Here is a 22,992-nt window from a genome sequence, read left to right as displayed (position 1 = left end):
TTGACCAATGAAAATAAACAGTTTAATTTTAGGGTTTGCAACAATATTAGTATTGATTTCCTGCAAAAAGAATGACACAAAAAAAGTTTCAGAATCTTATTCTACAACAACAGAAATTGTAGAAAAAGATGGCAAGATCGATACGGTTACAACAACTTCTGCGGAAAAAGAAGTCAATGGCAAAAAAACAACATCGATTTCCTATCCTTATAAAGCCAGCGATGGAAGCCGGGCAAAAGCTACTTTCATAGACAATGGCAAGGCAAAAACAATCACTATTGAAGCGAATAATATGAAATATGTTCTGGACTTCAAGAAGGCCACTCCAACAGGAGAACTCTACGAAAGAAATACAATTTCTGCAGAAGCATCAGAAGATTCACTATTGATTTCTCAAGGGAATAATGTGATCCATTTGGCAAAGGTCAAGTAAATATAAAAGGGATTTAATAATTTTCAAATCCCTTTTTTACCTTCAAGAAGCATTTCTATCATTTTGATTTTCCGGCGTTCTCGTGTTTCTTCTTTTTTGGCTTCTTCTATCCAGCGGATGTATTCTTTCTTGTGTGTGTAAGACATTTTCTCGTAGAATTCTTTTGCTTTTTCGTTTTGATCAAGTAATTTCTGAACATCATCGGGAACAATGACAATCCGCTCTTCTTTATCTTCCCAAAGCTTAACTTCCACGGTATCTCCAAATGTCTTTCCCAATTCTTTTCTGATGGCTTGGGTTAATCCCAACCTGTGACAGCCACCACCCATATTGGCAAGGCTGCTTCTGTATTCTACCTTATCGTCAAGCAGAACTTTGACTTTAACCTGTCCTTTTTTGCCAAATAATTCAACTGTATCAAATGGAAAATTGACAAAAGCTGCATCGATATCTTGATGCTGCTGGATTTCTGCGGAGAATGTGATTGGTTGAGTCATAATAAAATAACTTATTTATTATATTGATATTCTCTTAAGGAAGTCGTTGTTTGTCCTTGTTGATTTGTAGAAGTTCCAGTTTGTTTTTTTGGATAACCATTGGAGTAATAGTCATAACTAAAATCATCATAAGCAGCTTTTGTAGTAGTATAACCATTTGTTGTATTGGTTATTATTTCTGTTTTTTTACTTATATTATTTTTAGAAAAAAAATGGGTTAAGAAATTAATTTTATCAAATCCTTTAATATTTGAATAGACATTTGGGCTATTATCATATTCATAACTAAAAGTTGACCCACCAAAGTTATCATATGGATTACTATTATATTTATAAATGTATTTTACAAGATTTCCATCAGAGAAATAATAATCCAAATTTTCATGTGGTTCAGTTTCTTTTTTTACAACCACTAAGTGATTTGCAGTTACCCAATTATATTCATAGTGTATTTTGCGTCCATCATCATATGTAATAATATTTTTAGCTACGCGATTATTGTTATATGAAAATTCCGAAATAGATGTAAGCTTATTCCACTCATAATATTCAATTTTGATTATATTATCTTTATTATATGTATAAACCTCTTTAGCATATACAATGTTATCTCTAATTGTTGTAGTGATATCAACAATTTCATTATTGTTTTTATATGTGAAAATTGAAGAAAAAATATTATCTGGAGTAACAAAATCATAAGTAAGTTTTACAGGCAAAACAGGAACTTCCTCAACAACATCTTCATCTCTCGAGGAACAGTTAAAAAGAAGGCTAATAAATAGAGAATACAATAAAATTTTTTTCATAGTTGATTAATTTCCACAAAAATAACAAAATCCCAATTCAATATTGGGATTTTGTTTCTATAAGTATAAAATTGTCAATCCTAGACCCTCGAAGACTTAAATCTTCGCAAGCAAAGTCCTAAAATTCACCTTCTCATCAATAATCCTTCTCAGATCAGAAACAGGAACCCTTTCTTGTTCCATAGTATCTCTATATCTCAGGGTTACCGTGTTGTCGTTCAAAGAATCGTGGTCAACAGTGATACAGAAAGGTGTTCCGATGGCGTCCTGTCTTCTGTAACGTTTTCCGATGCTGTCCTTCTCCTCAAAAATTACATTGAAATCAAACTTCAGATCATTGAAGATCTTATCGGCGAATTCTGGTAGTCCATCTTTTTTAACTAATGGAAGAATTGCTGCTTTTACAGGTGCTAAAGCTGGTGGTAAACTCAAAACTGTTCTTTCGGAACCATCTTCCAAAACTTCATCTTTCAGAGAGTTAGAGAAGATTGCTAAGAACAATCTGTCCAAACCAACCGAAGTTTCTACAACGTACGGCACATAGTTTTCATTTCTTTCCGGGTCAAAATACTGGATTTTTCTACCCGAGAATTTCTCGTGAGCCGAAAGGTCAAAATCTGTTCTACTGTGGATACCTTCCAATTCTTTGAATCCAAATGGGAAATTAAACTCGATATCAGCAGCAGCATTGGCATAATGTGCCAATTTCTCATGATCGTGGAAACGGTAGTTCTCTTCACCCAAACCAAGCGCCAAATGCCAGTTAAGACGCGTTTTTTTCCATTGTTCATAGAATTCCAGCTCGGTTCCAGGCGGAACGAAATATTGCATTTCCATCTGTTCAAATTCTCTCATTCTGAAAATGAACTGTCTCGCAACAATCTCATTCCTGAACGCTTTACCAATCTGAGCAATCCCGAAAGGTAATTTATGCCTAGAGGTTTTCTGAACGTTAAGATAATTCACAAAAATACCCTGGGCCGTTTCTGGTCTTAGATAAAGGTCCGTTGCAGAATCCGCAGAAGCACCTAACTTAGTTCCGAACATCAGGTTGAATTGTCTTACTTCCGTCCAGTTTTTTGAGCCAGTGTCCGGGTCGGCAATTTCCAATTCTTCGATCAAAGCTTTCACATCCGCAAGGTCTTCTTTTTCAAGAGATTTTGCCAATCTGGAAAGGATTGCTTCTCTTTTTACCCTGTATTCCAGAACTCTTGGATTGGTCGCTACAAATTCAGCTTTATCAAAAGCATCACCAAATCTCTTAGCCGCTTTTTCTATTTCTTTATTTTCCTTGTCCTCGATTTTGGCGCAGTAATCTTCCACCAAAACATCCGCACGGAAACGTTTTTTAGAATCTTTGTTGTCAATCAACGGGTCGTTGAACGCGTCCACGTGTCCGGAAGCTTTCCAGATGGTTGGGTGCATAAAAATGGCAGAATCAATCCCAACGATATTTTCGTTCAGCTGAACCATCGCTTTCCACCAGTATTGTTTGATATTATTCTTCAGTTCCGCACCGTTCTGTCCGTAATCGTAGATGGCCGAAAGTCCGTCATAGATCTCGCTGGAAGGAAAAATAAAACCATATTCTTTAGCGTGGGAAACCACTTTTTTGAAAACATCTTCTTGCTTTGCCATAATTAGTTTAATTGAAGTGCAAAAATAGGAATTTTACAGCAAATTTTTCACATTCATTTTTGTAAGATTTGGGCGCATCCCTTTGTTTTCCCATCGCTTTTCCCAAGCCAAAACAAGCGGGTCGTTCTACGGGCAGTCGCTTTTTGTTTTTGCCACCTTTCGGGAGCCTCAGGATGACAAAAACAAAAAGAGCTCCAACAATGCCCTCCGCACTTGCGCGGTCAGTATAGTGGTTATTTATTCCTCAAATCCCCTTTCCAGGCTTTCCAGTGACTGAATGACTTCTTTCATTTTCTGTTCTTGTTTTTTTCTTCTCACAGGTTTGATGTAGAACCACACAAAAAACATCCATCCCAAAACAGTGGAGAAAAAGATAATTCCCCAGAATGGTGTCATTCTTTGTACAAATTCCAGCATATAAAAACACATTCCTAAAAAAAGCAATATGAAATAAATGTTCAATCCCGTTGTCTGCATATATATTTGCTTTTGCTGCAAAGATTTCATTTTTTTAAGATAATCCTGATTGCTGAGCGAAGGATTGATCTTATTGAGGATATTTATTTTCTGAAGATTCAGAAAAGAGAAGAATATAAGTGCTAGCAAGATCATCATTAATCCTGCTTTTGTGAAAAAATACAGATGAGAAAGACTGATCCAGATCCAGCTTATCACGCCAATGGTGGCCAAGAGCTGGATGGAAAGAAATATGGAGAAAAGCATTTGATTTTTCTTGTAAGAATTAGCTTTTTTTATAATTGATTTGCTGTCGGGGGCGGTGACTTCTTTCTGTTTCCAGATATCTTGAAAATTATAATTGGTTTCCATATTTTCTGAATTTATCGGTTAATTTTTCTTTGATTCGGTGGATTTTAACTCTGACGTTGGCTGGAGAAATTCCAACTACTTCAGCAATTTCTGCCTGTTTCATTTCTTCGAGTTCGAGGGAAATAATGATTCTTTCTAGTTCGGGTAATTCTGAGATGCATTGGTAAAGAAAATCCGTTATTTTATCTTTTTCCAGCTTGTTGTCTTTCTCAGAATTATCCTTGATTTGATAGGGCAGTTCGCTTTTGGGCATTCGTTTTTCCAAATTGATTTGCCTTAGACAGATATTCGTCGCAATTCTGTAAATCCAAGTTCCAACAGCAGCTTCCTGACGGAATTTTGGCAATTGCTGGAAAACCGCTACAAATGTTTCCTGACAGAGGTCTTTCGCCAAATCATCATCATTCACATAACCCATACAAAGACGAAATATCTTTTTCCAGTAATCGTGATAAATGTCTTCGAAGTTTAAGTTCTGCATTGGTACTTTTTATAGTTTAGGGAACACTCAATCAAAAATGTTACAATCTTAGTGAAGATATGATCTTTTTATTATTGTTGAAGAATTGATTGTGGTGAAAATCTCTACTTTTGCCCAATGTTAGAAATCCTTTATCAAGACGACTACCTTATTGCAATCAACAAACCGAGTGGACTTTTGGTTCATAAGTCAAAATATGCCGGCCCAGCAGATGAATATGCTGTAGAGAAATTAACGAATCAAATTGAAAGAAAGGTTCATCTTGTGCATCGTTTGGACCGAAAAACGTCTGGTGTTTTATTATTTGCTTTTGATAAGGAAACCCTAAAATTACTGAGTGACCAATTTATGGATCGCAAAGTTGAAAAAAAATATCTGGCGATTCTCCGTGGTTGGACAAAAGAGGAAGAAACAATTGATTACGATTTGACCAATGAGAATGAAATTGTTCAAAATGCAATCACTTATTATCGTCGTTTACAAATTTCTGAAATAGATTTACCATTTCTAAAACATCCAACGTCTCGTTATTCTTTGGTAGAAGCCATTCCTGAAACTGGGAGATTTCATCAATTAAGAAAGCATTTCAAACATATTTTGCATCCGATTTTGGGTTGCAGAAAACACGGTTGCAATAAGCAAAATAAGTTGTGGCTGAATACTTTTAATATTACTGCAATGCCCCTGCATTCCCACCAGCTTAATTTTAAACATCCCATTACAGAACAAAATATTTCCCTTAATGCAAGTTTAAATGTGAATCCAGGTTTTTTACAAATAGGAAAAATATTGGGTTTTGATTTTGAAGGTTACATTTAGTATTTGATTATAAAAAGAAAAAGCTTCCCATTCTGAGAAGCTTTTCTGATTTTTTTACTAACTATTACTTTTTGATTATTTTTTTGCTTACGATGCTGTTGTCAGAAGTTACGATTCTAAGAACATAAACGCCGTTTGGAAGCTTAGAAACATTCATTTCATTGCTCTTAGTTTCCAATAACTTTTTGCCTTCCATATTGTAAAGCGCAACAGATTTAAGGTTCTTGTTATCGATGTGAACAATATCTACAACAGGGTTCGGATAAACCAGAACTTTGGACTTTTCACCGGAAACTTCGCCGGTTGCTAAAATGTCGAGATTCAGACTATAACCTAGCAATCCCAGGTCAGCCGATGCAATGTAGATGTAGGCGTTTTTATCCGAGAAATCTATCGTCACAGAACTAGTTTCTGAGTACAAAAGGTCTTTTCTGTCGACACTTTCCCAATTGGCGCCGTTATCCACAGAATAATAAACATTGAATTGAGTGAATTGAGAAGTATAAGTTGTTGCAATCAGCACTCCGGAATTGATATCAGAATAAGCTACTTTGTTCGCTACAAATTCTCCAGTTAGGGCCCAGGTTACACCTTTGTCATTCGAAACATAAACACCGCTAGAAGTTCCTAACGCCAATTGATCGGTATTTTTGGGATTCTGAACGATATCAAAAACTGCAGCATCTGAAGGGAAATCACTTCCTAAAGAAACCGGGGCCCAATCTGTTCCGCCGTTCGTTGTTTTATAAACTTCGGAACCAATCAGGATAAAGAATTCGTCTGAGATATTATTCGGATGCAGAATCTTGTAAACACTTGCTTGTGCAGGCAAGGGAATATTAGTCGTTATAATATTATTTTGGTCGTTGAAATTGATTTTATCCAATTCGCCTTGTCCCCAGTTATCGAAAGTGGTATAGATTTGATTGTTGACCTGCGGGTCAGGAATAACATTGGTCAATCCGCTCGTAAACGTTTCGAAAATAGTATTGGAAGTTGCTCCAAAATCATTACTCATAGACAAAGTTGAACCCATAAATCCACCTTTGAAAGTATAGATTCTTCCTTCTGTTTTAGAATCAGAAATATATGAAGGCGTATTATTGGTACTGAAAATATTAAGAGGCTCGATGTTAAAAGCGTTTTCTGAATTATCCGCTAAATTCCTATGAACAAAACCACTCTGAACGCTGTAGAACAAATGTTTCGCAGTGGAATTTTCAAACAGATTAACTCTTCCTGTAGAACTGTAAAAAGGCGTCTGAACCTGAGCCAAAGTTGCTCCGTTGTCTGTAGAAAACAAAGGTTTATAGTTCGCAGTAATGAACAACTCGCCTGCTTTGAAAGGATTGAAGCTTGCTTTGATTCCGTAATAATAGCTGTCCAAATTATCGTAAGGATATTCTACACTTTGCCAAGTTGTGCCACCGTCTTTTGTGGAAACAATCTCGTCTTCTTCCAAAACGATCACGTGATTGTTATCCAACGGATTGAATTTGATATCGATAATGTTATTCAGGATGCCGTTGCTTCCCCAAGTGATATTCTTATCTTCCCACGTGTTTCCGCCGTCTGTGGTATGATGTAGTTTTTCAGGACTCATCCCAAAACTGATTCCGGTTCCGGCAAAGATCTCGTTCGGATTGTTCGGGTTGAATTCCAACGTGCTGAGAACACTGCCCTCCAGTTTGGTTGTGAAAGTATCACCGCCATTGTTGGAAATCATCAGTCCGCCGTAAACACCTTCGCTTCCATTTCCGTTGGCAATGTAGATCTTGCTTTTATCAGTTGGGCTGAAGGCTACATAACTCGTTATAATATTATGGTTATCATCTACAGAGTAATAAACTTCTTTCCAGTTTTCTCCGCCGTCAGTTGTTGTAAAAACCCGGTTTGCTGTTCCAAGACCATACGGAAACTGAGAGCTTACAATCAAAGTGTTTTTATCATTCTCAAAGAAATTATAAGCCGAAACAAAAGCACCTTCTGAGTAATTTGGCATTGAAAAAGTTTTGGTAATTGTTTTTGACGGGATATCAAAAATATGCAATTCCCCAATTCCATCTTTCAAAGTCGAAAAAGACAAAAATGAACCGTCTTTGCTGATATTCAGTTTGGTAATGTTTCCATATTCTGTCGGCAGAGAATAGAAAACTTCCCAAGAAGTTCCGTTGTCGTGGGAAACCAGAATGTGATTGGTAATTGTTGTTGCATAGACAGTGTTTTGTTCTGTTATGCTATATGTAACTTCGAAGATTCTTCCGAATTCATTCTTACCCAAAACCTGAATTTGGGCATTCGTTTTATTGGTAAAAAGCGCGAATAGCAATCCCGCAAAAAAGGTAATTTTCTTCATATATCTAATTTTTTATCTAACAAATGTTATGATAAATGTTAGCAATGCAAAAAATTAATGGGGAAATAGTAGGACAGTATCTCAGAAATAAAGTGACATTTTTTCTAAATGCTTGTAATATAAGTATATAGGTCTAGGTTTTCATCGTCGCCAATCTTCTTCGTAATCCGCTCTTTTCTCTTGCGGCAAGCCTCCGGAGTGATGTTAAAAATCGTCGAAATCTCTTTTACCGACAGATTCATATAGACATAAGAGAGGAATCTGATGTCATTGGAATTGAGGTCGGGATGGAGTCGTTTCAATCTGGAAAGGAAACCTTGATTGACTTCCTCGAAATGAACCAAAAAACTTTCTTCTTCGTGCGTTTGCTTCTGAAGGATTTTGAATTGCTTGATGATACTGCTGATATCCACATTGTTCAGATCATCCGATTCTCTGGATAGCGTATTGATGAGGTCATCGATAAGTTCGATTTTTGTGGAAAGTTGCAAAGCCTTGGTTGTCAGTTTTCTGTTTTTGGCCTCGATTTCATTCTTATATTTTTCTTCTTCCAGCAAAGCCGAAACTTCTTTTTCTTTTAATTGATTTTCAAGGATTTCCTTATTCTTTTTTTCTTTTTCGAGTTCAAGTTTAGCAATCTCTGTATTGTTCTGTTCGATGATTTTCTGCTGTTTATTTTTCAGAATGCTGTTTCTCAAAGCCCAAAAAATAATTCCAATAATAAAGATGGCAAGCAAAATTCCTTTGATAAAATAAGAACGCTGGGTTGTCAGTTTTCCTTGACTTTCTGCCAGATCTTTCTGGGAATTCTGAAGTTCGAATTTGATTTTACTATTCTCAAAAAGCTGCCCGTTTTTGATCCGATTCACCGAATCTTTCACAGCCATTATCGAATCCTTGTAAGAAACGGCGCGGTCTATATTATTCGCCTTTTTGTAAAGCTTACTGAATCTCTCGAAAAGATTTTCCTTAAAATCATAATTCAAATTGCTTTTCTCTGCCAATTCCAGATAATGAAAAGACTTAGGCAGATCATTTTTATGCTCTGCAATCACAGAAAGATTGTATAAGACCTGGGTTTTGTATTCAGAATATTCTACACCGGTCAGTTTTGGTAAAAGTTCATTAGCAATTCTTGTAGCTTCATCGTATTTTTCCAGATTCACCAATGTTTCCATCTCGGTAGACTTTGCGAGCAGATGATAAGGCGAATTTAATGTCAATTTCAAAGCTTCATCAATATATTTTTTTGCCGTTTTGTAATCGCCCTTTTCGTTGTAAACAATGGTCAGGTTAATAGCGTATAAACCTTTGGAAGTGTTGTTGTTAACTTTTCCCGCGAGTTCGTAGGCTTTGGAAAAATATTCTTTGGCTTTATCGATTTTGTTGTCCCGGGAATAGAGAATCGCAATGTTATTGAGAACTGTCATTTCTGATTTCTCGTCCAGATGAGCAACGGCAATTTTGTAAGCATCAAGGTAATTATTGAGTGCTTCGCCATAATCCAATCGCATATAATAATTCGCACCGATGTTGTTTGTTGCAAGGAATTCTTCGCGGTACCATTTATTATCCTGAGCAATTTTTCTTGTTTTGGTAAGAATTTGCAGAGACTTGGTAAAATCCTTTTTGTTCATCGCTTCAACGCCTTCAATAATCATTTTTTCACAATCCTTTGGCGTGATTGCAAAAGCTTGAAAAGGCAGAAACAAAAGGAACAATATATAAATTAAACTTTTATAAAAAGTATGTGGAATCATTTAAAAATTCGAATAAAATCTAAGTAAAGATATAAAGATTTTAGTTTATTTTTCCTGAATTCTGAAAATGTCAGTGAAACCACAAAAGTCACAAAAGAAATTAGTGGAAAATCTTTTGTGACTTTTGTGGTAAAAATTTCAAAGAACTTCCACAGTCTTAAAACACAAGATTATCCATTATGTTTCTGTATTTAACTTTTTAAGCAATTTTAATTGATTATCCTCACAAAAACGTAAATTTGTAAAACTTTTCTCCGATGTACAAAAGCCTAATTCGTCCGATTCTTTTCAAATTCGACCCAGAAGAAGTTCATCATTTTACATTTTCTATTCTGAAGAATTTTGGATTTCTTGCCAAATTATTTTTACCAAAACCAATTGTTGATAAACGTCTCGAGCGTGAAGTTTTTGGATTGAAATTCAAAAATCCGGTTGGCCTTGCAGCTGGTTTCGATAAGGATGCAAAACTCTTCAATGAGTTGTCAGACCTTGGATTCGGATTCATAGAAATCGGAACTTTGACGCCCAAAGCTCAGGCTGGAAACGATAAAAAAAGATTATTCCGATTGAAGGAAGATTCTGCAATTATCAACCGAATGGGTTTCAATAATGGCGGCGTTGACGAAGCAATTGAAAGATTAAAGAAGAATAAAAATGTCCTCATCGGGGGAAACATCGGAAAAAATAAAGTGACGCCAAACGAAGAAGCCGTCAATGATTACAAAATCTGTTTCGAGAAATTATTTCTTTACGTTGATTATTTCGTAGTCAATGTCAGTTCGCCAAACACGCCAAATCTCCGTGAACTTCAGGACAAAAAACCATTGACAGAATTGCTGTCAACGCTTCAAAACCTCAATCTTGCAAAGCCAAAACAAAAGCCGATTCTCCTAAAAATTGCGCCTGATTTGACGGATGAGCAACTTCTGGATATTATTGATATCATTAAAGAAACTCAAATCGCTGGCGTTATTGCAACGAACACAACTTTATCAAGAGAAAATTTAATCTCAGAAAACAAGACCGAAACTGGCGGATTATCTGGAAAACCTTTAACCAAACGTTCTACAGAAGTCATCAGATTTTTATCCGAAAAAAGTGGAAAAGCATTTCCAATCATCGGCGTTGGCGGAATTCATACGGCGCAGGATGCTTTGGAAAAACTGGAAGCTGGAGCGAGTCTTGTTCAGCTTTATACAGGATTCATCTACGAAGGTCCAGAGTTGATTAATGAAATCAATAAAGCGATTCTTCAAGGAGAATAAGTCCGGTTTATTTGGTTGATTTCTGAGAACGGAATAAATTATTTTGCTGACAATGTAACAAAGTATCCGTTATAATTGTTTTAAAATAAAACAACCTTTCAAAGACTAATTCCTATGAAAAAAAGCATTTTATTTTTTCTTATTTTCATCTCAACTTTCATTTTCGCCCAGCAAAATCTTAAGATTAATGGAAAAATCATTAATTCTGATAAAGAGAAAAACACTTTTCCTATTGTTGTTTATCTTTTGGATAATGAGAATCAATTACTTAAAACTACAATTGCTCAGGATTCGAAGTTTGAATTTGACCAATTGAAATCGGGAAATTACCATCTTCAGTTATCATCAGATGAAACGATTCAGAATGAGAAGCCATTTTATCTGGAAAAAAATCTGGAGCTTTCAATTGCTTTTGAACCAAAAAGTCAAAAAATTGATGAGGTGACAATCACTGCAAAGAAAAAGATTTTCAAAGTTGAAAATGGGAATATCACGCTGGATGTCGCCAATTCTCCACTGAATACATTGCCAACTTCAACGGAATTATTATCAAAATTACCTTTTGTGATGGTGGATGCCAACGGCGAAGGATTATCATTTGTCGGAAAAGGAACTCCTTTGCTTTATGTTGATAATCAGAGAGTCGATTTTGCGACATTATCTTCAATTTCGGTGGATGATATCAAGTCGGTGGAAGTTATCAGAAATCCGTCTGTTAAATATGAATCAGAAGGAAAAGCGGTTATCAAGGTCAATCTTAAAAAGAGCAGAAAAGACGGTTCGCAATTGAGTGTCTCGGAAACTGCTACTTTCCAAAAACGCTTTAGTAATTATCTTTCAGCGAACTTTCAACAAAAGAAAAACAAGACCGAGTGGAAACTGAATGTTTCCTACAACCAAATTAACCATTGGGAAAGCAACGGTTTTGATTATTCGGTTCCGAGTAAAAATATCAGTTCCAATTATGTCATAAAATCAATCACGAAACGTCCGCAAACTATTTTTGGAGCGAGCTTGTATCAGGAACTGAACGATGACGGCGATTATATCACGATGTCTGTCAACAGTAATTTCAGACCGGACAAAGGCGATAATAATACTAATACATTTTATTCTGAAAATGGTAATTCTGCGTTTATTAAAACACTGAATCAACAAGACAGTAAACGCGCGACAATCAACTCTATCTTTAATTATAAAAAGAAATTAACGGATTGGAATGCTGAGATTTTGACCGGATTTCAGTTCAAAAGAGAGAATAAAAATGTAAATTATCAATTTTTTAACGATACCAATAATTCTGGTTATGAGTTCAATCAATTTCGCGTTCAGCAATATTCTGGAAATGTGTATTCAGGAAGAGTGGATATCGAAAAAAAATTGAGTGAAAATTACAGTTTGAAATTGGGTGGAAGTTACACGAAAGCTGAAACTAAGAATGATAACAAGACAACTTATCAGAACAACCAAAATCCGGAATTCTATCTGTATCAATTCAAGGAAGCAAATCTTGCGGGTTACACAAATCTCGCTTTTAATGCAGACAAATGGAATATCAACGGCGGTTTGAGAACGGAATCAACCAATGCGGAAGGTTTTGATAGAATTGAAAATCAAACTAAAATCAAGAGATATTATCTCGATTGGTTTCCCAATGCAGAAATCAGTTTCAAGCAAAATGACAATTACGATTATACTCTGAATTTCAGAAAAAGTATTTCCCGCCCCAATTACGGAGATTTGTCTTCCGGCGGTTTGTACGGAAGTCCGTATGTTGAGTATCAGGGTAATCCAGACTTGGTTCCGACTTACACCAATACGATTTCTTTTTCCGCCAATCTGAAAAAAATATCCGTCAACGCCTCTGCTTACAAGAGCAAAAATCCTTTGGGTTATACCCTGATTTATGATGATGAGAAGAATATTTCCAAATTTACGGCCGTTAATTTTGACAAAGAAATGGGCGTTTCTTTAGGCATTGATTCTCTCTTTCAAGGTAAAAAGTGGACTTCTCAAAACAGTCTTTCGGTCAATTATGATAAAATCGAAGATTCTTTAGCGGTTCTGAAAAAATCGACACCTTATGTTTACTTTTCCACCAACAATACGGTTAATGTATGGAAGTATCTTTCAATTCTGCTGGATGGTTCTTATATCACAAAACGTGTGGAAGGCCTGTACGAAAACAATGCAATGTGTCTGGTGAATCTTGGGATGACATCTTCTATTTCCGATTTTGATTTTACCGTGCGTTACAACGATGTTTTCAACCAGATGAATTATATCCAGAAAATGTCTTATAACAAAATGAATTCAACTGGCACCTTTTTTGGAAATACACCAACGATATCTTTTGCGGCAAAATATAACTTTGGTAAACTGAAAAAGTCCAATTACAAAGAAAATGCTGTCAATGAAACTTCGAACAGGTTATAATCAATGAATTATGGAATTAATCACACTCAAGATTTTCAATACAGAAATAGAAGCGGAAATGCTCAAAATTTTCTTAGAGACAAATGGCGTTGAAACCTTTGTTTTCGGGAATATTTTGGCAAATACTTTCAATCTGTTTAATAATACAAGCGAAGGTGTTCAGCTAAAAGTCTCAGAAAATGACTTCGAAAAAGCAAATGATTTGATGACCGAATTTTATAACAAAGACAATCAATAAAAGCAAAAACCTCATCAATTGATGAGGTTTTTTTATAAATGTTTTTAAATCATTAAAACTTAAAATCTACACCAACATAAAAATTCTGCTTCATAATTGGTGCATAGACCATTCCGCCGTCAAAGTAATTTCCAAACGGATTGGCCGCATCCAGAATTGCAACTTTTTGCTGATATCCTGTCAAATTCTCTCCACCCAAATAAACTCTGATTTTCTCAGAGAAATTCCTGGAAATCTGAGCATTTAAAGTAGAATAACTTGGCGAATAATCTCCAATCTGGAATTCTGCAGGATTCGATTTGGTATTCGGAAGTCTTTGTTTTCCAACTAAATTTAAAGTCGTGTCAAAGCTCCAAAATCTACCTTTTTCAGTTTTGTTGGTTGAATAAGCCAAGTTCGCAAATCCACGATGTTTCGCCATAAACGGCACTTTTTTCAGTCCGCTCAAGTAATCCAAAGCCACATCATAATATTTGTAAGCCACTCGGAATTCCAGATTTTTCAAAGGTTGAAAATCCCATTGCGTCTGGAAACTATTTGCAAAAGATTTGCCTTCAAGATTATAGAATAAAATTTTCTGAGCAGATTCATCCAAATCGGTTACAACTTGATTTTGGAAATCCGTTCTGAAAAAATCAGCCAAAACGGTCGATTTTCTCCCAAACAATTTGAATTCCTGCTGAAGACTTACGCCATAATTCCACGCAATTTCTGGTTTCAAACCATAAATTTCGCCACCACTATTGATGATTTGAATTTGACGATTCGATGCAAAATAAGCTTGGCTTTCCGCAAAGATATTCGCAGTTCGGAAACCTCTTCCGGCTGAAATTCTGAAAATCGTTTTCGGTGTCAAATCATATTTGAAATTCATTCTCGGTGTAAACTGAGTTCCTGCCAGATTGTGAAAATCAACGCGAGCGCCCGTTACCAAAGTGAATTTTTCGCCTGTCAAAGTATATTCTGCAAATAATCCCGGAACAGTTTCTGTTCTTTTGTAATTGTCCAAAAGATAATCTTCGTCGTATTTGTCATAAAGGAAACTTGCTCCAACTTTATATTTGTTGTTTGTATTTCCGATGATACTTTCGAAAATCAAATTAGAGTAATAAGACGTTTCTTTTCCAAAATAATTTCTCAATCCAAAAAAACTATCTTGTTGATGATAAGTCAATTGGTTCATCCATCCCAAACTTTGATAAGGTTTCCCTTTGAAAACATAGCCTGTTTTATTCCACAACTGGAATCTCGAAATATCAATTCCAACGCCATAAAGCGATTGGTCTTTCTGCGGAATCCTTTTATTGAAACCGATTTGTCCAGCTGTTCGCTCATCTTTCAAAAAATTAATCCCGAAATGCGAAGCAAATCCGGAGTTCTCCAAATCATTGTAATTCAACAAATAAGCCACATTTAACTGACTGCCTTTTGGCCTGTCGAGGAAACCGTCATCATTCATATCAGTATCACCAAAAGTTCCGTTTCCGTGCAGCAAAACACTTTGGTTCCATTTGCCAGAAATTGGAGAAGTGCTTGTCACATTAGCTTCAACACGACCGTTATTATCAGAAAACAAATTGATTTCCGTTTCCGATTTTTTGTCATCATCGTGGGTTTTCAAAAGTTCGGTATTGATTTGTCCTGTGATACTTTCGTAGCCGTTCACAACTGTACTTCCACCTTTCGTCAATTGGATTCCTCCAATCCATTTTCCTGGAATGAAATTCAATCCATAAGGCGAAGCCAATCCACGAATTTCAGGCAATTGTTCCTTAGTCAGAAGGGTATATTTTTGGTCTAATCCCAACATTTTCAACTGTTTAGTTCCGGTAACCGCATTGCTGAATGAAACATCAACTGTTGCATTGGTTTCAAAACTTTCGGAAAGATTACAACAAGCGGCTTTCAACAATTCTTTGGAGCTGATGTTGAAAATCAATCCCGCTTCTTTTTTGCTGATTGCAGTTGCTTCTTTTTCTCTTGTCAGTTTTACACCTTCAATCTGATTCGTTTTTTTATCAGAATCTGAGTGATGTTCAAGTGTGTCATTCGGTTTTTCAAAATCAGAACCTCTTGTGTATAAGCAACAAGGAGGTAAATTTTTGTAAGCATCTTCAGACGCCTTGAACTTCTCATTGTCGTGACCAACTTCTGCAATTTGTTTCAGGATATCGTCACATTTAACTTTTGATTCGTCCAAAGTCATTGTCAAAGTCTGATTATTGGCAGTCCAATTGGCGGTTGTTGCACCGGCTTTCAAGGCTGCTTTTTCTATTCTTGCTTTGCACATATTGCAATTTCCCTTTACCAAAAACTGTTCTGTAACGGTTTGCGCAAACGAAAATACGGAGCAAACGAGCAGCACAGAAAACATAAGTTTTCTACTTAAATAATTCATCGTCAAAAATTTAAATTAATTATTTAAGTTTGCAGACTTGTTTTGTATCGGCATTTTTCGCCATTTTTTTGCTGTTGTCGGGACGGTCGTACTGGCAACAAGCATCCAAATCGTCATAGACTTTATCAGAAGCACGGAACATTTCGTTGTCGTGACCCACTTCAGCTACGCTTTTCAGGATAGATTTTTTGTCTGTCTTGGAGGCGTCATAGCTTACAGTCAAGACTTTTTTGCTCATACTCCAGTCGGCTGATTTTACGTTTTTATCAGCTTTAACGGCCGTTTCGATACGTTCTTTGCACATCCCGCAATTGCCTTCTACTTTGGCTTTGAAGGTTTTGGTTTGCGCGGAAAAATTTGAAAATAGAAATATTGAAAGGAATAAAATTCCTGATTTTATGATTATATTCATTTTGATTAATTTTAATTGTTTGAATTAAGATTTTATTAAAAATCTTGAAATTTTACATTCTCGCAGATTTTACGGATTTAGCAGATTAACTTTCAGAAAAAATCTGCAAAATTTGTTTAATCAGCGAGAGATTACTAATTAAAATTAACCAAGTTTAGGCGGTTGCCAAATGTTGAAAGACCTTGCTAAAGGTAATTGTGAATAATAAGAAAATGGATTGTTGATTTCGAAAACAGGTGTTTTAAGTTTGTTGTCAAAATTATTCAGAACAACAGAAAAAACAAATCCAGAACTGCAGGTTTTGCAAGTCGTGCAATTGTCTTTGCAGTCTTTTTCTTTTTTGGAATCGTGATGACAAGAATCTGATTTTTTCTTTTCTTTATTGCAACAGTCAGAATTTGATTTCTGAGCTTCACAACAAGAACTCTGCGCCAACTGAACATTAAAGTTCTGCTTCGGAAATACAAAAATTCCCAAACAGAAAATCATTAATATCAATTGCAGTTTTCTCAACATCGTTTTGCAAAATTATGAAATAAAAATTATCCAAACGCAAAGGCGCAATTATTTTCTCTAAATACTGATAAAAGTCGCAAATTAAATTTTGCGACTTTTAAGCATCGAATATAAATTTCCTGCGGCTTTGCGATAAGACTATTCTTCACTTTTCAAACACTTTTCTTCTTCTCAAAAAATAAAATACCAAACCGCCAATCAAAACAATCGGCCAGATAGAAATCAGGAAAACAAATAATTGCTGAATCAAATAAAATCCTTCCACAAAAGCATTTTTCACATCATAAAAGAAATTGTATTTGTACTCGTTGTCAATGTTTTTTGTGTTGACGATTGGGATTTTCGCAACACTTGTTTTCGGCTCTTTGATGAAAATATCAACGGTTGAGAATTTCAAGTTATCGGCAAGAATTTCGTCAGAATATTTCTGTAGATTCGCTTCGGACATATTGTTGTCATCAAGATTCACTTTATCTTTTCCGGCTTTCAGTTGAGAAATATTGGATTGAGTTTTAGCTTGTCTTTCGGATTCCATTTTTGCCAATCGGATTCCGGCAGAAACATCTTCCGCAGAAATAATTCTGGAATTGAGGAACACTTTTTTGTCATTAATGAAATCCAAAAATTCGCCTAATTTCTGAGTCGGAACTCTAACTTGCATCCTGTTCTGATTTTGGAATTTCCGAACCAACATTGCCGATTCATCCGACGTATTGTAAGTATCTTCTGACAAAGTCTGTGCTTCCATTCGGCTTTTTGTCACAAAGCCGCCCAACGACTGTAGCTGCTTTTCTATCGAAATGGTTGCGTCATAAACGTCTTTCACTTCCATATCCACTTCCGCAGTTTTCACAAATTGTTTGCCTTCAACAACTTGAGTCGCCGCCATAGAAACGCTGTCAGAAACAACGGCTGCGCTATCTGCAGTTGCATAAGCAGATTCCGCATATCCTCCTTTCTTGCATCCAATTAATAGTAATGCCACTAAGCTGATTGATAAGAATTTAGTTTTCATTTTGAATATATTTTAATTGTTTTTTAATTGTAAAATGGAATCGCAAGCGATTTCATAATAGATTATTTTTAGAGATTAAATTTTTAAAATTTGGGCAGCTTTATCTGCCTTCCGCTCCCAAATCTTTAGATTCGACGAAGTCAATCTTTTCACTTCACTTCGTTACGTAAAAAGGATTTCCGCTCAAGTCGGGCTGCAATCGTATGACGTTTCAAAAGATAGGTTAAGGGTTTCTTTTGATTTTGTCTAACTCAAAATTGATAATTAAGATGAAAGCTATTTTGCAAATCAATCCGAAACTACTTGTAAACCAAGGCTGTATTTTAACTATCTGATTTTTAATTTTTTGTAAAACTAATTTTCAAAGAAAAGCTGATGATTCCACGTTTGTAAAAATGTTTTAGGAATATTCTTTGCATTCTACAAGAAAACAGAATCTATGAACAGTACGATTTCCAAGATCAAAGGTGTTTTCAATCTTTTGAAACATATCGATATAGACCAAATCGCGAAAATTTCCGAAAAAGTTGACCTTCCAAAACTGATGAATCAGTTCTCAAAATTGGACGAAAATCAAATCAAAGGTTTGACGAAAATGCTCGATTCCTCTGGAAAGAAAAAAGAATTACCGCCAATCAACGGCGATTTTTATGAATTGCATATGAAACTGACGGATGAGCAAAGAGCAATTCAGTTGAAAGTTCGAGAATTTATGGAAAAGGAAGCGAAACCTTTGGTCAACGATTATTGGCTTCATGACGATTTCCCACATGAACTCATTCCAAAATTCAAAAAACTGAATCTTTGTGGCGTGACCTATGAAGGTTACGGCTGCCCAAATCTTCCTTTCTTAATGGAAGGTGTTATCGCAATGGAAATTGCCAGAGTTGATGCTTCATTGGCGACATTTTTCGGCGTCCAATCCGGATTGTCAATGGGTTCAATTTATATGTGTGGTTCTGAGGAGCAAAAACAAAAGTATCTTCCGGGAATGCAGCAATTCGATTTGATTGGCGCATTTGGATTGACCGAACCGGAAGTCGGTTCCGGAGCAGCCGGCGGATTAACCACAACCTGCAAAAAAGTAGAAGGCGGCTGGATGCTGAATGGACAGAAAAAATGGATTGGAAATGCAACCTTTGCAGATGTAACAGTCATTTGGGCAAGGGATTTAGACGATGATCAGGTCAAGGGTTTCATTGTTGAAAAAGATACACCCGGATTTTCTGTCGAAAAGATAAAGGGAAAAATGGCCCTCAGAATTGTCCAAAACGGATTGATTACAATGAAAGATTGTTTTGTTTCAGACTCTCAAAAAATGGAACACGCCAATAGCTTTAAAGACACAGCAAAAGTGCTTCAAATGACAAGAGCCGGCGTTGCGTGGATGGCAACTGGTTGCGCAAGAGGTGCTTACGAAAGCGCTTTAGATTATACTAGAAAACGTAAACAATTCGGAAAACCGATTGCATCTTTCCAGTTGATTCAGGGACATCTGGTGGAAATGTTATCAAACTTGACAGCGATGCAGACCTTGGTTTTCAGATTGTCCGAAATGCAGGATGCTGATATTTTGAAAGACGAGCACGCATCTTTAGCAAAAGTATTTTGCAGCTTAAGAACGCGTGATGTTGTCGCACAAGCGAGAGAAGTAATGGGCGGAAACGGAATTCTCCTGGAACACGATGTTGCCCGCTTCGTTGCCGATGCAGAAGCCATTTATTCTTATGAAGGAACCAAGGAGATCAACTCTTTGATTGTCGGACGTTCAATTACAGGAATGAGTGCGTTTGTTTAACTATCTTATGATAACGGAATCTAATATTAGATTTCGTAAATTTACATAAATGAAAAACGTATTTTTTTTAATATTAATGACTTTATTCTTGCAGCAATGTGCTCAGAAAAAAGTTGATCTGACCAAGCAACCACAACAAACTAAAATGGAAGATAATACACACGCCAACAATCCTTATTATTCAAGAACTGACAAAACCAAATTGAATGTTTCCAACGAAGAATGGAAAAAGATTCTTCCACCGGAAGTCTATGCCATTGCAAGAGAAGCCAACACAGAATATCCTTTCACAGGAAAATACAATGATTTTGATGAAGTAGGTGAATATTACTGTGCCGTTTGCGGGAATCATTTGTTTCGTTCAAGCTCCAAATTTGCAAGCACTTGCGGCTGGCCAAGTTTCTTTGAAGCTGATAAAGACGGCGTTATTTACAAGCGAGATTCTTCTCACGGGATGGAGCGTGTCGAAGTTCTTTGCAAACGTTGCGAATCGCACTTGGGACACGTTTTCAACGATGGTCCACCACCAACAGGAACTCGATTTTGTATGAATTCTGTAAGTCTGGATTTTCAACGAGATAAGAAATAAAATCAATCCCGAATTATTCGGGATTTTTCTTTTTTAAGACTTAATTTTGTAAGCCTAAATCTAATTTAAAATTGAAAACAATATTCATCACAGGAGCCACTTCCGGAATAGGGAAAGCTACTGCAATCCTATTAGCACAACAAAAAAACAGATTGATTCTCTGCGGAAGAAATAAAGCTGTCCTCGAGGAACTCAAAACCGAATTATCAAAAGAAACCGAAATTTTTACATTGAGTTTCGATGTCAGAAATTCTGATGAGGTTTTTTCTGCCATTAATTCACTTCCGGAAAACTTGAAAAACATTGATGTTCTCATTAACAACGCTGGAAATGCTCACGGACTCGACCCGATTTCTGACGGAAATATCGACGACTGGAATGCAATGATGGATGGAAATGTGAAAGGTTTATTATATGTTTCTCAGCCGATTATCAAATTAATGAAAGAAAAACAAAATGGTCAGATCATCAACATCAGTTCTGTTGCGGCGAGACAAACTTATGCAAATGGTGTGGTTTATTGTGCTTCAAAAAAAGCCGTTGATGTGATTTCGGAAGGAATGAGAATTGAGTTGACAGAATTTGGAATCAGAGTAACGAACATTCAGCCGGGAGCAGTGGAAACCGATTTTTCGAAAGTAAGATTCAAAGGTGATAATGAAAGAGCTTCAACTGTTTATGCTGGTTACGAAGCTTTGAAAGCCGAAGATATTGCTGATGCGATTGCTTACTGCATCAATGTACCGGAAAGGGTTTCGATTGCGGAATTTACAATTTATCCGAAAGCACAGGCTGAGCCAAGAACAATTTACCGAAAGTAAAAAGATATTTTATTTTTGTTAAAAAATTAAAATATCTTTGATTTTATGATAATAATCAATCCCGATTAGTTCGGGATTTTTTAATTTTAAGACGTATTTTTGTGGAAATAATATTTCATAATTTTTATAAAATGAAACTGTTGCAAATTCTATTGTTCTTCTGTTTTGTGCTTGGATTTTCGCAAAAGCATTCCAAGACAGAGAAAGCATTATTGCTGGAAGTTTCAAAGCTGGATTCGTTGATGCAAAATAACAATTCCAAAATATTAGAATTGTTTTCAGATGATATTTCTTTTGGGCATTCGAATGGTTGGACTCAAAACTATGAAGATTTCAAAAAAGATTTCGAATCTGGGAAAGTGAAATACGAATCGGTAAAACAGACCGAGCTTAAAGAATTGAAAATCAAGGATAGATTTGCAAGTCTCAGAAGGGTCATTACCGTGAAAGGACTTTATAAAAATGATCTATTTGAAATGAAGCTTTCTATCCTCGAATTCTGGATTCGGCAAAAAGGAATTTGGAAGTTATGGAGCAGACAAGCTGTGACATCAAAATTGTAACCAATTATAAAAACAAAACATATGGAACGCTTTTTTCTCAGATCAAAACATTGGAATGTTTTCCTATTATTTTTTATAACTTTTATCGTAGTTATTGGCCTTTTTTATCTTGCGTTGACCTATTCCCAAGATACGATCTATACAGGATTTGCAATGGCAATAGGATGCGCAGGTTCTTTGAGCCTGTTATTAAGCTGGTATTATTTTCTGAACCACGGGATGAATAAAAAAATACAGGACAGCAACCTGAAGTCATCGTCTAACGGAATCTGGTTTTTCATGATTTTTCCTGTGTTATATATGTTTTTGGCATTTCTGGTTTTCCCGACAGGGTTTGTGATCACAACGACCGAGGACAACTTCCGTCTCTGGTGGATCGTTCTTATTTTTCCGATACATTTGTTTGCTGTTTTTAGTTTTTTCTATGTTGTTTTTATCACAGCAAAATCAATCAAAATAGCGGAATTACAAAAAGATGTAATGTTTGTGGATTTTGCAGGAGAGTTTTTTCTCCTTTGGTTTTTCCCGATTGGGATTTGGTTTTTACAACCGAAGATCAATAGAATAATGGAGAAAACGGATCATTAAATAATTCTAAATTTCTGAAAGGATTTTTTAATTCATAACTTTGACGGATGAAAATCCTCCACATAGAAACCTCGTCCAAAAACTGTTCTGTTGCCATTTCTGATGGTGAAAATCTGCTTTGCCTTTGCGAAGAAGTTTCCGATAATTATAAACAATCCGAAAGTCTTCACAGTTTTGTAGAATGGGCTTTGGAGGGTGCAGAAATTTCTTTAAAAGATTTAGATGCGATTTCGCTGGGAAAAGGTCCGGGTTCTTACACAGGCCTTAGAATTGGTGCGGCTTCTGCCAAAGGTTTTTGTTACGGGCTTAAGCTGCCTTTGATTGCCATTAATTCTTTGGATTCTATGGTGGAAGAATTTGTAAATCAAGGTTTTGAATTGATTATCCCTTTGATTGATGCCAGGAGAATGGAAGTTTATACAGCTTTTTTTGATGGAAAATCAGGCGAAATGATCTCTGAAACCGAAGCCAAAATCCTTGATGAAAATTCCTTTTCTGAATTAGCAGATAAAAAAATTCTCTTTATTGGTGACGGTGCAAAGAAAGCTCAAGATATTCTGAACCTTTCAAATGCGGAATATCGATTCGATATTTACCCTTCTGCCAAAGGTTTGATTAAAAGATCAGTTGAGAAATTTAATCAACAAGATTTCGAAAATGTAGCTTATTTTGAACCTTTTTATCTGAAAGATTTTCAGGGAATCAAGAAAGCTGACAGAATTAAGAAATAAT

Annotated in this window: 22 protein-coding genes; 11 read left to right on the top strand and 11 right to left on the bottom strand. The window is 35.9% G+C overall.

Annotated features, from left to right (window positions below):
- The first annotated feature begins 7 nt into the window (after window positions 1–7).
- Window positions 8–433, top strand: coding sequence for a hypothetical protein (locus BLT30_RS11705; RefSeq protein ID WP_089873699.1), 426 nt, complete (start codon window positions 8–10; stop codon window positions 431–433).
- Between the two features lie 23 nt (window positions 434–456).
- Here BLT30_RS11705 and BLT30_RS11700 read toward each other — a convergent pair whose 3' ends face one another.
- From BLT30_RS11700 to BLT30_RS11680, 5 genes are all read right to left on the bottom strand, one after another.
- Complete coding sequence (locus BLT30_RS11700) at window positions 457–930, bottom strand: YdeI/OmpD-associated family protein (RefSeq protein WP_089873698.1); 474 nt, start codon at window positions 928–930, stop codon at window positions 457–459.
- 11 nt (window positions 931–941) lie between these two features.
- Window positions 942–1,739 carry a hypothetical protein gene (locus tag BLT30_RS11695; RefSeq protein WP_089873697.1) on the bottom strand — a complete coding sequence of 266 codons (798 nt, stop codon included), beginning with the start codon at window positions 1,737–1,739 and terminating at the stop codon, window positions 942–944.
- A 96-nt stretch (window positions 1,740–1,835) separates the two neighbouring features.
- Window positions 1,836–3,377, bottom strand: coding sequence for a glycine--tRNA ligase (locus tag BLT30_RS11690; protein ID WP_089873696.1), 1,542 nt, complete (start codon window positions 3,375–3,377; stop codon window positions 1,836–1,838).
- 237 nt (window positions 3,378–3,614) lie between these two features.
- On the bottom strand, window positions 3,615–4,205 hold the full coding sequence (locus BLT30_RS11685) for a hypothetical protein (RefSeq protein ID WP_089873695.1): 591 nt from the start codon (window positions 4,203–4,205) through the stop codon (window positions 3,615–3,617).
- The gene (locus BLT30_RS11680) at window positions 4,189–4,686 is read right to left on the bottom strand and encodes an RNA polymerase sigma factor (RefSeq protein ID WP_089873694.1); all 498 of its coding nucleotides are present in this window, start codon (window positions 4,684–4,686) and stop codon (window positions 4,189–4,191) included. The genes BLT30_RS11685 and BLT30_RS11680 overlap by 17 nt, the downstream gene beginning before the upstream one ends.
- Before the next feature lie 117 nt (window positions 4,687–4,803).
- Between BLT30_RS11680 and BLT30_RS11675 the strand changes: the two genes are divergently transcribed.
- The gene (locus BLT30_RS11675) at window positions 4,804–5,505 is read left to right on the top strand and encodes a pseudouridine synthase (RefSeq protein WP_089873693.1); all 702 of its coding nucleotides are present in this window, start codon (window positions 4,804–4,806) and stop codon (window positions 5,503–5,505) included.
- A gap of 64 nt (window positions 5,506–5,569) precedes the next feature.
- Here the strand turns inward: BLT30_RS11675 and BLT30_RS11670 are convergent, their stop codons facing one another.
- Together BLT30_RS11670 and BLT30_RS11665 are read right to left on the bottom strand one after the other, a co-directional pair.
- The gene (locus BLT30_RS11670; RefSeq protein WP_089873692.1) at window positions 5,570–7,861 is read right to left on the bottom strand and encodes a T9SS type A sorting domain-containing protein; all 2,292 of its coding nucleotides are present in this window, start codon (window positions 7,859–7,861) and stop codon (window positions 5,570–5,572) included.
- 104 nt (window positions 7,862–7,965) lie between these two features.
- On the bottom strand, window positions 7,966–9,522 hold the full coding sequence (locus BLT30_RS11665) for a tetratricopeptide repeat protein (protein ID WP_175487181.1): 1,557 nt from the start codon (window positions 9,520–9,522) through the stop codon (window positions 7,966–7,968).
- Window positions 9,523–9,878: 356 nt separating this feature from the next.
- On the opposite strand from BLT30_RS11665, the gene BLT30_RS11660 reads away from it, so the two are divergent.
- The 3 genes from BLT30_RS11660 (at window position 9,879) to BLT30_RS11650 (ending at window position 13,560) form a co-directional block, all read left to right on the top strand.
- Complete coding sequence (locus BLT30_RS11660; RefSeq protein ID WP_089873690.1) at window positions 9,879–10,886, top strand: quinone-dependent dihydroorotate dehydrogenase; 1,008 nt, start codon at window positions 9,879–9,881, stop codon at window positions 10,884–10,886.
- Window positions 10,887–11,000: 114 nt separating this feature from the next.
- Window positions 11,001–13,322, top strand: coding sequence for an outer membrane beta-barrel family protein (locus BLT30_RS11655; protein WP_089873689.1), 2,322 nt, complete (start codon window positions 11,001–11,003; stop codon window positions 13,320–13,322).
- Window positions 13,323–13,332: 10 nt separating this feature from the next.
- On the top strand, window positions 13,333–13,560 hold the full coding sequence (locus tag BLT30_RS11650) for a putative signal transducing protein (protein ID WP_089873688.1): 228 nt from the start codon (window positions 13,333–13,335) through the stop codon (window positions 13,558–13,560).
- Between the two features lie 52 nt (window positions 13,561–13,612).
- Here the strand turns inward: BLT30_RS11650 and BLT30_RS11645 are convergent, their stop codons facing one another.
- The 4 genes from BLT30_RS11645 to BLT30_RS11630 form a co-directional block, all read right to left on the bottom strand.
- A complete protein-coding gene (locus BLT30_RS11645; RefSeq protein WP_245707171.1) occupies window positions 13,613–15,934 on the bottom strand; it encodes a TonB-dependent receptor domain-containing protein in 2,322 nt (773 codons plus the stop codon).
- A gap of 43 nt (window positions 15,935–15,977) precedes the next feature.
- Window positions 15,978–16,370 carry a heavy-metal-associated domain-containing protein gene (locus BLT30_RS11640; RefSeq protein ID WP_089873686.1) on the bottom strand — a complete coding sequence of 131 codons (393 nt, stop codon included), beginning with the start codon at window positions 16,368–16,370 and terminating at the stop codon, window positions 15,978–15,980.
- A gap of 144 nt (window positions 16,371–16,514) precedes the next feature.
- The gene (locus BLT30_RS11635) at window positions 16,515–16,886 is read right to left on the bottom strand and encodes a hypothetical protein (RefSeq protein ID WP_089873685.1); all 372 of its coding nucleotides are present in this window, start codon (window positions 16,884–16,886) and stop codon (window positions 16,515–16,517) included.
- Between the two features lie 145 nt (window positions 16,887–17,031).
- Complete coding sequence (locus tag BLT30_RS11630; protein WP_089873684.1) at window positions 17,032–17,901, bottom strand: DUF4349 domain-containing protein; 870 nt, start codon at window positions 17,899–17,901, stop codon at window positions 17,032–17,034.
- Window positions 17,902–18,340: 439 nt separating this feature from the next.
- Here BLT30_RS11630 and BLT30_RS11625 point away from each other — a divergent pair, with 439 nt between their 5' ends.
- The 6 genes from BLT30_RS11625 (at window position 18,341) to tsaB (ending at window position 22,991) form a co-directional block, all read left to right on the top strand.
- Window positions 18,341–19,699, top strand: a complete 1,359-nt coding sequence (locus BLT30_RS11625; protein WP_089873683.1) for an acyl-CoA dehydrogenase family protein — start codon at window positions 18,341–18,343, stop codon at window positions 19,697–19,699.
- A 49-nt stretch (window positions 19,700–19,748) separates the two neighbouring features.
- Window positions 19,749–20,288, top strand: coding sequence for a peptide-methionine (R)-S-oxide reductase MsrB (gene msrB, locus BLT30_RS11620; RefSeq protein WP_089873682.1), 540 nt, complete (start codon window positions 19,749–19,751; stop codon window positions 20,286–20,288).
- A gap of 71 nt (window positions 20,289–20,359) precedes the next feature.
- Complete coding sequence (locus tag BLT30_RS11615; RefSeq protein ID WP_089873681.1) at window positions 20,360–21,109, top strand: SDR family NAD(P)-dependent oxidoreductase; 750 nt, start codon at window positions 20,360–20,362, stop codon at window positions 21,107–21,109.
- A gap of 131 nt (window positions 21,110–21,240) precedes the next feature.
- On the top strand, window positions 21,241–21,672 hold the full coding sequence (locus BLT30_RS11605) for a nuclear transport factor 2 family protein (RefSeq protein WP_139166632.1): 432 nt from the start codon (window positions 21,241–21,243) through the stop codon (window positions 21,670–21,672).
- 21 nt (window positions 21,673–21,693) lie between these two features.
- Window positions 21,694–22,260 (top strand): hypothetical protein, encoded by a 567-nt coding sequence (locus tag BLT30_RS11600; protein WP_089873678.1) that lies wholly within the window; start codon window positions 21,694–21,696, stop codon window positions 22,258–22,260.
- 47 nt (window positions 22,261–22,307) lie between these two features.
- Window positions 22,308–22,991, top strand: a complete 684-nt coding sequence (tsaB, locus tag BLT30_RS11595; protein WP_089873677.1) for a tRNA (adenosine(37)-N6)-threonylcarbamoyltransferase complex dimerization subunit type 1 TsaB — start codon at window positions 22,308–22,310, stop codon at window positions 22,989–22,991.
- Window position 22,992 lies beyond the last annotated feature (1 nt).

It is taken from the genome of Epilithonimonas hungarica (genome assembly GCF_900102265.1).
GTDB lineage: Bacteria > Bacteroidota > Bacteroidia > Flavobacteriales > Weeksellaceae > Epilithonimonas > Epilithonimonas hungarica.
The sequence above is the reverse complement of the archived record's forward strand: the minus strand, read 5'-3'. Positions and strand labels throughout refer to the sequence as shown.